The sequence below is a fragment of the uncultured Rhodospira sp. genome (assembly GCF_937138205.1).
Lineage (GTDB): Bacteria > Pseudomonadota > Alphaproteobacteria > Rhodospirillales > Rhodospirillaceae > Rhodospira.
Genome location: NZ_CAKZOT010000117.1, coordinates 1 through 12,046, shown reverse-complemented (window position 1 = coordinate 12,046; position 12,046 = coordinate 1). Strand labels below are relative to the sequence as shown.

General features: G+C 62.6%; 17 protein-coding genes. 7 read left to right on the top strand and 10 right to left on the bottom strand.

The window, feature by feature from the left end:
• Nucleotides 1-6: 6 nt before the first annotated feature.
• From Q0309_RS18180 to Q0309_RS18135, 10 genes are all read right to left on the bottom strand, one after another.
• Entirely contained in the window at nt 7-1,497 is a 1,491-nt protein-coding gene (locus tag Q0309_RS18180) for a DEAD/DEAH box helicase (protein WP_299444646.1), read from the bottom strand.
• Nucleotides 1,498-1,625: 128 nt separating this feature from the next.
• Nucleotides 1,626-1,793, bottom strand: coding sequence for a hypothetical protein (locus Q0309_RS18175; RefSeq protein WP_299444645.1), 168 nt, complete (start codon nt 1,791-1,793; stop codon nt 1,626-1,628).
• 58 nt (nt 1,794-1,851) lie between these two features.
• Nucleotides 1,852-2,100, bottom strand: coding sequence for a hypothetical protein (locus Q0309_RS18170; RefSeq protein ID WP_299444644.1), 249 nt, complete (start codon nt 2,098-2,100; stop codon nt 1,852-1,854).
• Nucleotides 2,101-2,181: 81 nt separating this feature from the next.
• Nucleotides 2,182-2,370 (bottom strand): hypothetical protein, encoded by a 189-nt coding sequence (locus tag Q0309_RS18165; protein ID WP_299444643.1) that lies wholly within the window; start codon nt 2,368-2,370, stop codon nt 2,182-2,184.
• 11 nt (nt 2,371-2,381) lie between these two features.
• Nucleotides 2,382-2,750 (bottom strand): hypothetical protein, encoded by a 369-nt coding sequence (locus Q0309_RS18160; RefSeq protein ID WP_299444642.1) that lies wholly within the window; start codon nt 2,748-2,750, stop codon nt 2,382-2,384.
• Nucleotides 2,751-3,386 carry a hypothetical protein gene (locus tag Q0309_RS18155; protein WP_299444641.1) on the bottom strand — a complete coding sequence of 212 codons (636 nt, stop codon included), beginning with the start codon at nt 3,384-3,386 and terminating at the stop codon, nt 2,751-2,753.
• Entirely contained in the window at nt 3,383-3,718 is a 336-nt protein-coding gene (locus tag Q0309_RS18150; RefSeq protein WP_299444640.1) for an HNH endonuclease signature motif containing protein, read from the bottom strand. The genes Q0309_RS18155 and Q0309_RS18150 overlap by 4 nt, the downstream gene beginning before the upstream one ends.
• A gap of 52 nt (nt 3,719-3,770) precedes the next feature.
• The gene (locus Q0309_RS18145; protein WP_299444638.1) at nt 3,771-4,724 is read right to left on the bottom strand and encodes a hypothetical protein; all 954 of its coding nucleotides are present in this window, start codon (nt 4,722-4,724) and stop codon (nt 3,771-3,773) included.
• Between the two features lie 64 nt (nt 4,725-4,788).
• Nucleotides 4,789-5,175 (bottom strand): hypothetical protein, encoded by a 387-nt coding sequence (locus tag Q0309_RS18140; protein ID WP_299444636.1) that lies wholly within the window; start codon nt 5,173-5,175, stop codon nt 4,789-4,791.
• A gap of 327 nt (nt 5,176-5,502) precedes the next feature.
• Nucleotides 5,503-5,721 carry a hypothetical protein gene (locus tag Q0309_RS18135; RefSeq protein ID WP_299444634.1) on the bottom strand — a complete coding sequence of 73 codons (219 nt, stop codon included), beginning with the start codon at nt 5,719-5,721 and terminating at the stop codon, nt 5,503-5,505.
• 86 nt (nt 5,722-5,807) lie between these two features.
• Here Q0309_RS18135 and Q0309_RS18130 point away from each other — a divergent pair, with 86 nt between their 5' ends.
• The 7 genes from Q0309_RS18130 (at nt 5,808) to Q0309_RS18100 (ending at nt 11,342) form a co-directional block, all read left to right on the top strand.
• Nucleotides 5,808-6,158, top strand: a complete 351-nt coding sequence (locus tag Q0309_RS18130) for a hypothetical protein (protein WP_299444632.1) — start codon at nt 5,808-5,810, stop codon at nt 6,156-6,158.
• An 11-nt stretch (nt 6,159-6,169) separates the two neighbouring features.
• Entirely contained in the window at nt 6,170-8,236 is a 2,067-nt protein-coding gene (locus Q0309_RS18125) for an AAA family ATPase (RefSeq protein ID WP_299444630.1), read from the top strand.
• Between the two features lie 671 nt (nt 8,237-8,907).
• Entirely contained in the window at nt 8,908-9,213 is a 306-nt protein-coding gene (locus tag Q0309_RS18120; protein WP_299444629.1) for a hypothetical protein, read from the top strand.
• A gap of 383 nt (nt 9,214-9,596) precedes the next feature.
• Nucleotides 9,597-10,214 carry a hypothetical protein gene (locus Q0309_RS18115; protein ID WP_299444627.1) on the top strand — a complete coding sequence of 206 codons (618 nt, stop codon included), beginning with the start codon at nt 9,597-9,599 and terminating at the stop codon, nt 10,212-10,214.
• Between the two features lie 378 nt (nt 10,215-10,592).
• A complete protein-coding gene (locus Q0309_RS18110) occupies nt 10,593-10,874 on the top strand; it encodes a hypothetical protein (protein WP_299444625.1) in 282 nt (93 codons plus the stop codon).
• A 24-nt stretch (nt 10,875-10,898) separates the two neighbouring features.
• Nucleotides 10,899-11,138, top strand: coding sequence for a hypothetical protein (locus Q0309_RS18105; protein WP_299444623.1), 240 nt, complete (start codon nt 10,899-10,901; stop codon nt 11,136-11,138).
• Between the two features lie 3 nt (nt 11,139-11,141).
• Nucleotides 11,142-11,342, top strand: a complete 201-nt coding sequence (locus Q0309_RS18100) for a hypothetical protein (protein WP_299444621.1) — start codon at nt 11,142-11,144, stop codon at nt 11,340-11,342.
• Nucleotides 11,343-12,046: the final 704 nt, after the last annotated feature.

The window sequence follows — 12,046 nt, the reverse complement described above, 5'->3', positions numbered from 1 at the left end:
TGTCTCCTATCGTTTGTCGAGTGCGGCGTCCGTGTTTCCGGCCTTCTCAATCGCCGAACTTAGTATGTACTCCGATATGGATTTCGGCGCAACAAGAAACTGGGCCAAAACGCCCGCATTCTGCCCGATGCGCCAGAGGCGGTCAACCGCCTGCTCGTTGTTTCCGTGCACCCAATCGTGCTCCGCAAAAAGCGCGTGGGCGCATACGTCCTGAAGGCCATCTACTCCGGTCCCGGACGAGATGATCTGTCCGATACACACCTGGACGTCCGGTTCCTCGCGAAACCGCTGCACGCGGGTGTGTTTCCCCGCGCTGGACAGGGACCCGTCGATCGTGACGACCCCCCAGTGCTCCAGTTTTTCCCGCAGGAAGCCGATCACCGATCGGTGCCACGCGAAGATCAACAGCTTCTCCAGACCACCACCGAGGAGCATTTCGGCCTGCTCCGCCGCGAAGGGCGCGATGGCCTCGCCCATGAGCCGGCGGACGGTCGACACCTCCCCGTCGAAGTCCATGCGCCCGCCGGCCGCGACGGCGTTCTTGTCCAGGCCGAGCATGTTCTCGGCCTTCGTCACCTCTTTGATCTTCTTGGTTTCGTCGACGCGGATGACTTCATAGGTCACGTCGGGAAGCTGGTGGAGCACGTCCTTCTTCCGGCGCCGAACCATGAGGTTGCAGCGGAGCCGGGCCTGGAGTTCAGGGAGGCGCCCGACTTTCTCAATCAGGCCCCCGCCGTCCGGAATGCGCATGGACGGGTTATACCGGTGCTGGAACCGGTCAAGGCTTGTCCTGTCGATCGCGTCCCAGTTCATTCCGCGCACCAGGGTGTAGCACTCCCGGGGCCGGTTCGGGAGCGGGGTCCCGGTCAGCGCCACCACCTTCTCCGCGTGCGCCGCGAGCCCGCCGTGGAACGGGTCGTCCTCCCCGCCGCCGAACACCGACCGCGTCCGCTGTGTCTCCGGGGATTTCAGATAGTGCCCTTCGTCCAGAACGAGCATGTCGAAATGGCCCATGGCCCTCAGTTGCTCGTGGATCGTGTCCGTCCGGCACAAGTCGTAAGAGAGGATGGTCCAGTTGGCGTCCGGCGGCACGCCGTCGCGCCCCCGCAGGATCGCGTAGGCCAGCGGGACCGTTCGGCGCCGTCGCAGGGTCGACCACTCCATGACCTTCTTGTACCACTGAATGCGGACGCTCGCAGGGCAGAGCACCAGGATGCGCTTCATGCGAAGCTCGTTGGCGACCCCGATCGCCTGAATGGTCTTCCCCAGGCCGGGCTGATCCCCGATGATGGTGTGCTGTCGGCCCAGGGCGTAGTCGATCCCGCAGGACTGGAACGGGAAATACTCCAGGTCGGTCGGGACCGGGAATTGCCGCGTCCCCTCCTGTGCCCACGACGCGTCATAGGCCATCCGGAGAAAGAACAACTCGTCCCGCGCCGCGTCCGTGGCCCACTGCCAGAAGGGGAGCGCCGCGTAGGGGACTTTCGTCGCGTACACCAGACGACTGGCCGTGCAGGCCGGAAGTGATTTCCCGAGGCCAACGTCTCCCGCCAGCTTGATCCCTGCCGCGTCATCCGCAGAAACGAATAGGACGAATGTCTCTGTTTTTGGGTTGAAATCTAGCCTCATTCTTCTTTCCCGGTGATTTTCAGGACGACGCGGGGGTAGTCCTGTGTCAATCGAAGTTCATCGAGAATGGCGTCCCCTTCCTTCGCGGCAGCAAGCGCCCGCTTCCACAGTTTAGGGTCAACCCCTTCCGGACATTCGAACGACTTCGGTTTCTTCTTCGCCATATGTCCATCCCCCTGAGAAGGGGGAGGGGTGCCCCTCCCCGTCCCAACGCCGAAAGGATCAGCCGTACACGGGGCCGTCCGCGTCATCCGGGTCCATGTCGTCCGGGTCCGCCTCGCCGCGAGGGACGTCCTGCGGCTGTGGGTTCTCGCGCCGTTCGTTCTCCTCCCGAACTTCCTTCAGCTTCTCCTGAAGCTCCCGGATGTTCTGGTTCGCAATGTGGTTCTCCAGCGCCGAACAGCGCGCCTCAAGCTCCGCCACGCGAAGGTTCGTGCGAATGTGGTCTTCCAAATCCACGACGGCGTTCATGCGGGGGCCTGTCACACGATTTGACTTTCCGTTGTTCATGATGCTCTTCTCCTATGTTGGTTGAGGTAAGGCCCCAAACGGTCACTCTGTCCGCCGGGGAATAAGCCGAAGCGCCCGGATCAGGTCGTGCTTGTTCGGCCCGACTTGGTGCTTGGCGATCCGGGGGTCCACCATACTGCCAGCGGCCAGCAGGGCGGCCTGCTCGGTGGGCCAGTAGCTGTCCGTTGCGGGGGGATCGACCGCGTCGAAGACTTGATAGATCACAGCCATGGTTTCCTCCCTTACGCGGTGTCGAGCGGCGCGCCGTCGTCTTCCCACGGGGCAAGGATGTTGACCCGCTGGACATGCTCGAACGCGCGGTGGTGCTCCCCCTTGAGCCCGAACTTGGTCATGAGTTGCTCCGCGCGCTCAAGGGCGTTCGAGGGTGACAGCGGCGGGTCGAACTCCGACGGCTCCGCCCGCAAACACTCCGCGCCGTTGACCTTGTGCAGGAACTCCACGGTTGTCTCGAACAGCTTCATGCGAGCCATGTCGACCAATTGATCGTGGTTGAACCCGAAACAGGAGACGTGCAGAAGCACGTCGTTCTTCCCATTTCGATTGCGGTGCAGGATGCCGGCAACCGCACAGAATGCGATGACGCTCACCATTTACTCGGCCTCCGTTTCAGTCTTGATCCAGTTGGACAGGAAGGGGAACGCCCGGTGCAGATACCCGGGTTCATCCATCTCTTCCGCGCGGCAGGCATCCATGAGGGTCGGCGGCAGAGCAACCACGGGGCGGGCGTTGTGCGACGGGGTCCACAGGAGGACCCGGGGTTGCCCGTCCAGGTTCTCCCCCAGGTAGAGATAGGGCGCTACCGCGCTCGGGCGGACCCGGTCGAGCGCGGCGGCGATCTCCTCGCCCGTGGCGAACACCACAGCCGTCGGCGGGACCGAGGTGGCCTTGGCGTAGGCTTCCGCCCGCGCGTCCACCGACCGGTCCCGCCCCGTCCCGTACATGGCGGCGAACATGGCCTTCTTGTTGGCCGCGTGCCGCGCCAGCGTTTGCGGGCGAGCGTCGCACGGACCCGCCAAGGGGTCCCCTTTTTCCGGATAGATGCACCGAATAATGGCGTCCCGGACGTCCTTGATCTCCCCGCCCATCATGTAAAGGCCGCGCAAGTTGTTCGCGATCCGGAGCATGGCGGCGCGTTCGTCACCGGGTGTAACGGCGATGAGGTTCTGCATGATCTGCTCAGTGAAGATTTTCACCCCGTCGGAGTTTCTGACGATCTCATGGTTCATGGTCTCGTTCCTTTCGTGTAGAGAACGGCGCGTCCTCTGTGGGTATTCACCCGGACGGTCACCGGTTCAAGGTGCCAGGGGTTCACGCACCGAGGGTTCTTGCACACGACGTGGTCCAGGACATGGCCCAGGGGTATCGGCCCCCGGAACCGGGCGTACATGGCCCGATGAGCGTACCACGTCGTTCCTGCGATGGAAAGTTTCCCATATCCCTTTCCATCGTTCCACCCGCCCCAAATCCAACACCCGGTGTCGGGGTCCCGCCAGATGGGGAGGGCGTCAAAGTCCGGTTCCCATTCTGGCGGAAGGGCGAGCGCGCGGATTGTTCGCATGGGGTCCTCCGGGTGGGCGGCGCCCCAGCCGAGGCCGGGGCGCCGGGTTAGCTTACCCCAAGACCGCGTCGTACTCAGCGGCATCCCACCAGGGAAGCCCGCTGCGGCCTTCATACTGGCCGTAGGTCAGGAAATGCTCCCACGGGTTGATATCGGCCGCAGCGACGTCCGCGTTATGCGCGAGGTACACGCTGGTATTAAACCAGGGGTTAGGATCGCGAGCTTCTCGCCAGCCCCAGGTGTCGTAATGCATGGCCGGGTCGACGCCGGCGTCACGCACGTCCTCATAGATCGCGTAGTAATAGTCTCCCCACACGCCTCCACTATCGCTAGGATTGGACGCGGACTGCTCCCCGGCAGACCACGACATCAACGTATTGTAAGTGTTGGTGGTAATGCGGTGCGCGGTATTATCCGTGGGCGAGTGGCTCACGAAAATCCCCACGACATCGCCGTTAATCTCGACCGGGCTTCCCGACTGCCCGTTCATCGCGTCCAAATCGTCGTAGAAGCCGAGGCGCCAGCCGAGCACAAGATCGGCGGTCCCCTCCGTCTCCATCAACTTGAAGCCGCGATCCCCGGGATAGCCTTTGGACGTGAAAACGTCGTTCTGGTCATAACTGTCGGCCGAGATGGCCAAATTAAGCGGGTCGATCATGCCGCGCAAGTTGACCCCCAAGTTGATGATGCCGAAATCATCAATACCGTAGTACGGCGTACTCGCGGTATAGTGCGTATGCACGTCCTCGGTGCCTACAGTATAGGACCCCCAGCGGGGCGTTTCGTCGTATCCGGAGTATCCTGGAAGGACTTCGACCGACAGAAGGTCCCCGAGGCTCGGCTCATCGTCAATTACGTGGCCCGCCGTCAATACGCTGTCCCCGTCGATAAGGGCACCGCTCCCGGTGAGGGTGGCGTATTCGTAGTGCGCCTTGATGTAGACGTAAGGCGCGTTGTCAAGCCCGTTGTCGACATAGACACGGTCATCATTACCGAAAATCGTCATGGCATCCTCCTGTATGGTTTAGAACGATAGAAGTCTACGCCGGATCAGCGCCCAGGGCAACCGATCAGACAAATGCACAGCGGCCGGACACCTTGCGGCGGAGGGTGCCGTCCTTGCGCCGGGTCACACGCTCGACCGATCCGTCCGTATAGCGGAAGTCCACGGTCGTGCCGTTGACCTTGACCACGTCCCGGGGGCCTGTCGGGCGCCGAGGGTCCTGGACCGCCGCGCGCACCGCTGCGGGCATCACGATCCCGCGCGGTCGAGGAGATGGGGCAGGCGCGTTGACCTTCACAGGCCGCGATACGGCAACATCACTGTCCTTTCTCGCTCGCATAATGACCCGGCGCCGCGAGGCGCGGTCCAGCCCATCCTGCTTCATGCTGGCGGTGATACGGGCCTCAAGCGCCCGTAGTTGCTCTGGGGTGATGGCGATATTGGTTCGGCTCATTGTGGTCTCCTACGTGTAACGGTGAACCAACAGAACAAGACCACCGACGTCGACGGACTGTCGTGTGCGGACAGTCCACCCGTGGTCCTTAATGTAGGCGTTGAGGGAGGACCGAGCGCGAAGGACCTGTGTCTCGTCTTTCATTGGCACCCGCACCTCGCCGCCCGGCTCCAGTTGTTTCCAATACTTGACGTACTTCGCCTTCACGTTCTGCTCCTCTTGGGTATTCAAAGAAAACGGCCCATCCTTGGCGGATCGCCCGCTGGATACTGGCGGCCACCCTGATCTTGACAAGGGCGGGGTCGAAGCGCACGGTGAGGGGCCGGCTCATGACCACCCACCGTCGCATTCGATCCGGGCGCACCCGGTCCAGTCCGGCGCCAAGACGTCCGTCTCTCCGCCGATCCATGCCACCAGGAACAGGATCGCAATGGCGACGATCAAGGGGGCCGGGAAGACGCTCGCCGGCACCAGTGCGCGTCGGATCGAGCCGGGAGTGGTGTCCGCCGGGCGCCAGTACGCCATGGCGGGAGCGGTGGTTTGCATGGTGGGCCTCCAAGGTCCTTGACGTTGTGACCCGATCTATGTAGCGTACATACGCATACCCTGTCAACGAAAAATCGGAGGCCCGAATGTACTGCCCACAAAATCCCATAAATCCCCCGGATGGCTACCACGACAAGTTCAGCGCGGCGCGCTTCCTGGGGGTTTCCCCCCACACGATCGTCCGTTGGGGTCGCTTCGGCAAGTTCCCCTCCCCCGATTGCTTTCAGGAGGGGTTCGCCATCCCCCGAAAGCTCTGGACCTATGCCACGATCGAGAAGTTCGCGGCGGAGATGACCGAGCGCCAAGAGGGACCCAAGACCCGCACGGGCCGGCCCCGGCAGCAGGCCACGGTGGTGGGTGAAGTGGTCCGCGCGGACCCGGTCAAGGTCGCGGCGACCCTGGCGGCGGAGCGAGAGAAGCGGGAAAACTCCCGATAGAGGGGGAACGGATGAACCTACTTGACGTTGCCCTGTCATGGGCAGAACGTGGCGTCCCTGTGTTCCCTCTGCAAGCCGGGAGCAAGGTGCCATGTCAGGGGTCGCATGGTGTCCACGACGCCACGACTGACCCGGAGGCCATCAAGGACCTGTGGTGCCTCACTCCGGACGCGAACGTGGGGTTGGCCGTTGGCGCGGCCGACCCCCCGTTGACGGTGATCGACCTGGACACCAAGCGGGGGCATGACGGCCCGGACGAGTTCTTTGCGCTCCAGCTTGAGGCCGGGGAACTGACCCCGACGTCGTTCACGGTCTCGACACCATCCGGAGGCCAGCACGTCTACTTTCGGGGCAAGACCCGCAACCGGGCCGCCATGGTTCCCGGCGTGGACGTGCGCTCGGATGGGGGCTATGTGCTGGCCCCGGGCTCCCGCCTGGACGCTCGCGAGGGGCAGTCCGCCGGGGTCTATGCCGCTGCACAGGACGCCCCGATCGAACATCTCCCCAAATGGCTGGCCGATCGTATCGGGGCACCGACCGAGCGGACCCGGGATGAAGAGGCGAAGGTCGAATGGGACACCCTGTCATCGTTCAAGAAGGCGCTCACCTACCTTCGGCAGGAAGTGGAGAAGGGCCGGATCGCGCGGGAGGGGCAGGGCGGGAATGACTTCACGTTCCGCACGTCGGCTGTCCTCCGGGACATGGGCCTGTCCCCGCACGAGATCGTCGACGCGCTGGACCTGTCCGGCTGGAATGACGCCTGCGAGCCCCCGTGGCACCCGGACGAACTCCAGAGGATCGCGGACAACGTCCACAGGTACGCTCGCCGCGCCGCCGGAGAGAAGGCCCTGGACACTGAGGCCCTGGACGAGATGGCCCGCCTTGCCCAGCGCTCCGGACTGGACCCGTCGTCCCGGTTCAAGCCCATCTCCCTGGACGCCCTGGAGAGCGAGGAGGAGCCCCCGATGCTCATTTCTCGCACCCTGCCGGCCCAGTCCACGGCGATGATCTACGGACAGCCCGGGTCCTACAAGACCTTCGCCGTGCTCGGCATGGCCCTGTCCGTCGCCACCGGAACGCCCTGGCACGGTCACGACACGACACAGGGCCGCGTGGTCTACGCGACGTCCGAGGGCCGCCTGGGCCTCCGGCGGCGTCTCCAGGCATGGCGCCAGCACACCGACACCCCGCTGGCGGACCTGCGGGACACGTTCTATCCGATCCGGGACTTGCCCGCGTTCTCCGACGATACCGCCCTGCGCCAGTTCGCAGAAGAACTGCACGCGATCAAGCCCACGCTCGTCATTCTCGACACCTTGGCGGGATGCATGGCCGGCCTGGACGAGAACTCGACAGCCGACGCCACGCTGTTCATGTCCCGGCTCCACCAGTTGCAGTCCCTCCTGGAGTGCACCGTCGTGCTTGTCCACCACTCCCCCAAAGGCAAGGAAGACATGCGCGGCTCCACCGTCTTCCCCGGCGCCATGGACGCCATGTTCCTCGCGCGGAAGGACGGAGACCAGAAGTGCATCCTCAAGAACACCAAGATGAAAGACGTCGACGAATGGGAAATCCCGATGGTCCTTCAGACCGTCAAGGCCGGCCCGTCTCTCGTCCTCCAGAGGCCCCAGAGGGCCGAGGGCGCCCCCGCGCCCCAGAAGGACCTGGACACCCTGGCCGCCGCCCACGAGGCCACTGTGGCCCGGGAGGCCACCCGCAAGATGAGCGACCGGCAAGAGCGCTGGGGGCAGGCGGCCATCGGCGTGCTGGAGCAGAAATTCGAGCGTGATCCAGAAGCAACCATGACCCCGTACTCCCTCGCCAAGATGGTGTCGGAGACCCTGGGGGAGAACCACAGCCCGATCCTGGAATTCCTCCGGGACACGGCGTGGCGGGACGTGCTGCGGCCCTACGCGGAGATGAAGCCCATGGAACGCCCGGGTCAGCGGCGCCGTGCTGCCCTGTTCTCCAAGCCCGTGACGCCGCCCCCGGCGGCAACAGCAACCGGAGTGATCCCGCGTGTTCCCTTGAGGGAGCGGGAGGGCGCCGTCCGATCGCCGCCGAAAACCCTTGAATGACAACTGTCCTCTATAGGATCGGGGGCTGAAAATCCTTGTAATTTGAGTATGTAGGACTTCCATGTAGTGAGGAACATGAGAATGTCCTAATGGACCGGGGAGTGCCCACACTGCCCACAATCTGCCCACAATCTGCCCACACGTTGAAATCATTGGACTTTTTGCCCGTGTGGGCACCTAGCGGACCCACTGCCCACACCTCTGCCCACACCTCTGCCCACAATCTGCCCACACATTGAAATCATTGGACTTTTTGCCACTGTGGGCAGGCACTGCCCACATTGCCCACAGTCTGCCCACAGTGCTAAGTCCTTGATGTATCATGTGTTTTTCGGGTTCATGGGCCTTGGGCCATTGATATTGTTAGCGTTTCTGCACGGTGTACACCCCCTCTCCCCTTTAGGGGGGAGGGGGGTGTACCGGCAGAAATGGGGGTTCCCCGTAGAGTTGCCCAGTGGTATGGTGTTGGTGTGTTAGTGCATACATGAAGGGAGGCACACATGGCCGGGAGTTTGAAAGCTGCAAGCAAGCATGATCGGGCGCGCGATCTGAGTTCCGTGGGCGAGGATCATCGGATAGAGGAGGCCAGTCGGTTCCGGTTCCGATCGGTGCGGTCCATAAGGCGGGGGCTGGAGCGGGTCATGGTGGAGGCGACCATGGGGCTCCGGCCCATGAGCGACATCACAGCCATGGCCACCGGGTCGAAGGCCCTGGCCGAGTTGTTCCTGGCGGAGAAGATGCTGGCGAAGGCCGGCAAGGACGTGGAGGAGGATCACCCCTTGGGGGATGCTGGTGGTGACCGCGAGCCCCCGCGCATGAACAACTACGTCAAGCGCAAGTTCGTCATCAAGGAAGGGATCAACAGGTTCGGAAAGCCCGTGCAGGAACAGCACCTGACGACCGAGGGGGACGAACGGGCCATCCGTGAGGTTGAGGCGGAGAGGGAGGCCAGAGACGCTATCGAGGACATGTGGTAGGCCCGAAAAATCGAGCATGGCGATATCAGCGAAAGCATCTAGGGGTCCGCCTGAGATAGGGCAGAGGTCCTGCCCTATTTTTCCCGCGCGGCCCCAGAACGAAAAAGGGCGCACAATGCCGGGCCGGTCTCCGCACGGGAGACAGCCGCTTGCATTGTGCGCCCTTCCTGTTCGCGGGGCGTTCGGGTGACGTCCTTTCGCTCTTGGTGGACGCGGTGACATCTTGGCAACGGTGCCTATGTCCAAAATGTCACGCGCCCAGGTAAGCCTGAAATCAGCATGAACGCGAATTTTGGGGATTGCAATCCCGAAAAACCGGGTATAGGATCATTTTTGAAGGTCGGGGCCATTCAGGTCCGACCGAACCCCGAGGAGTTAGTGCCATGCGGTTTCAGACTTGGTTTTCCCAGAAAGAGGGCAGCGAAAACCCGATCGTGGCAGTCTTGGCCGAGTGGGTCCGGGATAGCGAACCCGAGACGGCACGGGACGCCGCGTTGATCCTTGAGACGTGTTCGTGCGCCGATGGCGCCGCGCCTTCCGGTCTTATCTATAACAGCGATATCCGCGCCAAGATTGACCCCTGGTGGGATGCGATCGAACAGTCCCTCCGCGAGTATCGCGACGCCACGGGCGAGGGTGCGTTGAGCAACATGGAAGACATTACGGCGGGCAGTCTCGTTTGGTTCGCGGTCGAGTGGTTCGCCCATGAACTGGCCTCTGAGTTTCAATCGGCTATGGATGCCGGGGAATTTCCGGAACCGACGGCGAACGACATGAACGGGTATCACAATTTCCGGGGTGACGAGCAACACCAGTTTTATGGGTCGTTCAGGGTCTTCTGGCATACGGAAGGCGCGTTGTTCCTCTTCCCTGGCACCGAAGACGTGATGCCCGAAGGGTGGTACTGGCAAGCCGAATTCCCCGGTTGCCTGCCCGACGGGGAGCCTATCGGCCCCTTCGAAACCAGCCGTGAAGCGTACGAGGACGCGCTTGGCGAGTGATCGTTTCACGTGAAACATGGGTGGGGCCATTCGGCCCCACCGGACCCCAGGGAGTTAGTGCTATGCCTACCTTGCACTTGTTCGACGAAGGGCGGAAGGGCTTCGTTCTTCACCGAATTAACCCGCATGGAACCGTGATGCGATATTCCGCATGGTTTGACGCGGAGGGGGGCCTTTTGGACGCGGAAGGGCGGGACGTCAATGGGAGATCACGCGCCGTGCGCCGCGACACTCGCGTTTGGGCCGAACTGGCGACCGTCGGCGCGCGCTATGCCCAGATGGTGAAAGATGGGCTTGCGAGCCCGGGAAAGACGGTATAGGATCATTTTTGAAGGTCGGGGCCATTCAGGTCCGACCGAACCCCGAGGAGCTAAAGCCATGCTCACCTTGAAACTGGACCTTCCGTTTGCGTATGAAGTTTGCGGTTATGTCTCCGATCCCGAGCGGGGCGATGAATTCGTGACCGTCGAGCGCATGGGGCCGCGTCCAGATTTTGTGACGTACTGCCTTTCCCCGAAGCCTTGCCCGAAGGCCGACCCGGACGCGGCGGAACGCGTGTTTAAGCGCGGCCGGATTTGCGTCATTGGGCACTATGGTTTCACCGAACGACGCGGTGCCCTGTCGGAAATGGTCTCGCGGATTGCCCCGCGCAGCGTCTAACACAACACCAGAGGAGTTTTTATCATGTCGCGTTTCTATATGACCATGAACGGCGGGAAGAGCAATTCGCAGGACGTCACGCGCCGCGTGCAAGGGTCGAGCGCCCACGTTACCCTGGCGTCTTGGTCGGGCGCGGTTCGCGTAGAGCCCTATGTGTCGGAAGACGGGCGCGACTTTGTGCGCGTCTTGCGGACACCCTGGAAGGGCGAGGGCGGGCCGCTTGAGGTTCTGTATGATGGCCCATTTGCGCGCGAGGAGGGTTGAGCCATGGGCCGCACGATCCGGAACAGCCGTGGAAAGCCCGACGCACGCAAGCGCGCCTTGCGGGGCAAGAGGTTCGAAGCGCACCGCCTCGCCGTGCGTCGGAGGGAATTCAGGTGCACAGAGGTGGCGAGCCCTGAGGATATCAAGGCCCTGTATCCCGAGTTTGAGCCCGATCCGGTCTATTCTCCGGAACATGACGACTAGACCCTGTTTCACGTGAAACACCAGAGGGGAAGGCTTCGGCCTTCCCCTTTTGCTTTGGCTACATACTATTTACGAGCCCTTCGCATTTCCGTGGGCCGGCCCCGCGCACTCCCCCATCATTTAGGGCAGGGGTGTTGACCTTTCTCTTGGACGCTCACCCGAAAGCGTTCATATGCTGGTTGGGTGGGTCTATGTCTCGGTGCTTGGTTTAACGATCAAGTCCCGTTTTCGACGTTTGCCCGCGTGCGAAAGTGTCACCCGACCCGCCGTGATCGGGTGTTTCACGTGAAACATGGGCGCGCTCGACCATGCCCACGGTCTCCGGGTCTGCCCACGTCACCGTTGTTTCACGTGAAACATTGGGGCGATGGCCTCCCCCTCCCCGTGTTGCGCGCGTCACCCGCGTTCACCATGGTCCGCCCTGGTCCGGGCATGGTAGGCCCGCGCGCGGGGCCAGTAGGGCAGCAACGCTGCCCTACTCAATACTTGTAGCGAAGCTACTCTATATAGAATTGTTTGTGGAGGGGTATGCCGGAACTGTAGGGACCCCCGGTGTATGGTCCAGAGGACCCCCGCAACAAGAAACCACCTCAGAAAATCCTGCGGAATGGAAATTGGCAAGCATATCTGACGCGCGAAAAACCTGGGTCCTCAGAAAATCCTGCGGAATGGAAATTGGCAAGCATATCTGACGCGCGAAAAAC

What these genes read in the sequence shown, in the direction of transcription:
- Q0309_RS18100 (WP_299444621.1), top strand. Translation starts at nt 11,142, where the DNA reads ATGGGCCGCACGATCCGGAACAGCCGTGGAAAGCCCGACGCACGCAAG.
- Q0309_RS18140 (WP_299444636.1), bottom strand. Translation starts at nt 5,175, where the DNA reads ATGAGCCGAACCAATATCGCCATCACCCCAGAGCAACTACGGGCGCTT.
- Q0309_RS18150 (WP_299444640.1), bottom strand. Translation starts at nt 3,718, where the DNA reads ATGCGAACAATCCGCGCGCTCGCCCTTCCGCCAGAATGGGAACCGGAC.
- Q0309_RS18105 (WP_299444623.1), top strand. Translation starts at nt 10,899, where the DNA reads ATGTCGCGTTTCTATATGACCATGAACGGCGGGAAGAGCAATTCGCAG.
- Q0309_RS18125 (WP_299444630.1), top strand. Translation starts at nt 6,170, where the DNA reads ATGAACCTACTTGACGTTGCCCTGTCATGGGCAGAACGTGGCGTCCCT.
- Q0309_RS18145 (WP_299444638.1), bottom strand. Translation starts at nt 4,724, where the DNA reads ATGACGATTTTCGGTAATGATGACCGTGTCTATGTCGACAACGGGCTT.
- Q0309_RS18110 (WP_299444625.1), top strand. Translation starts at nt 10,593, where the DNA reads ATGCTCACCTTGAAACTGGACCTTCCGTTTGCGTATGAAGTTTGCGGT.
- Q0309_RS18170 (WP_299444644.1), bottom strand. Translation starts at nt 2,100, where the DNA reads ATGAACGCCGTCGTGGATTTGGAAGACCACATTCGCACGAACCTTCGC.
- Q0309_RS18175 (WP_299444645.1), bottom strand. Translation starts at nt 1,793, where the DNA reads ATGGCGAAGAAGAAACCGAAGTCGTTCGAATGTCCGGAAGGGGTTGAC.
- Q0309_RS18120 (WP_299444629.1), top strand. Translation starts at nt 8,908, where the DNA reads ATGAGCGACATCACAGCCATGGCCACCGGGTCGAAGGCCCTGGCCGAG.
- Q0309_RS18160 (WP_299444642.1), bottom strand. Translation starts at nt 2,750, where the DNA reads ATGGTGAGCGTCATCGCATTCTGTGCGGTTGCCGGCATCCTGCACCGC.
- Q0309_RS18155 (WP_299444641.1), bottom strand. Translation starts at nt 3,386, where the DNA reads ATGAACCATGAGATCGTCAGAAACTCCGACGGGGTGAAAATCTTCACT.
- Q0309_RS18135 (WP_299444634.1), bottom strand. Translation starts at nt 5,721, where the DNA reads ATGCAAACCACCGCTCCCGCCATGGCGTACTGGCGCCCGGCGGACACC.
- Q0309_RS18165 (WP_299444643.1), bottom strand. Translation starts at nt 2,370, where the DNA reads ATGGCTGTGATCTATCAAGTCTTCGACGCGGTCGATCCCCCCGCAACG.
- Q0309_RS18130 (WP_299444632.1), top strand. Translation starts at nt 5,808, where the DNA reads ATGTACTGCCCACAAAATCCCATAAATCCCCCGGATGGCTACCACGAC.
- Q0309_RS18115 (WP_299444627.1), top strand. Translation starts at nt 9,597, where the DNA reads ATGCGGTTTCAGACTTGGTTTTCCCAGAAAGAGGGCAGCGAAAACCCG.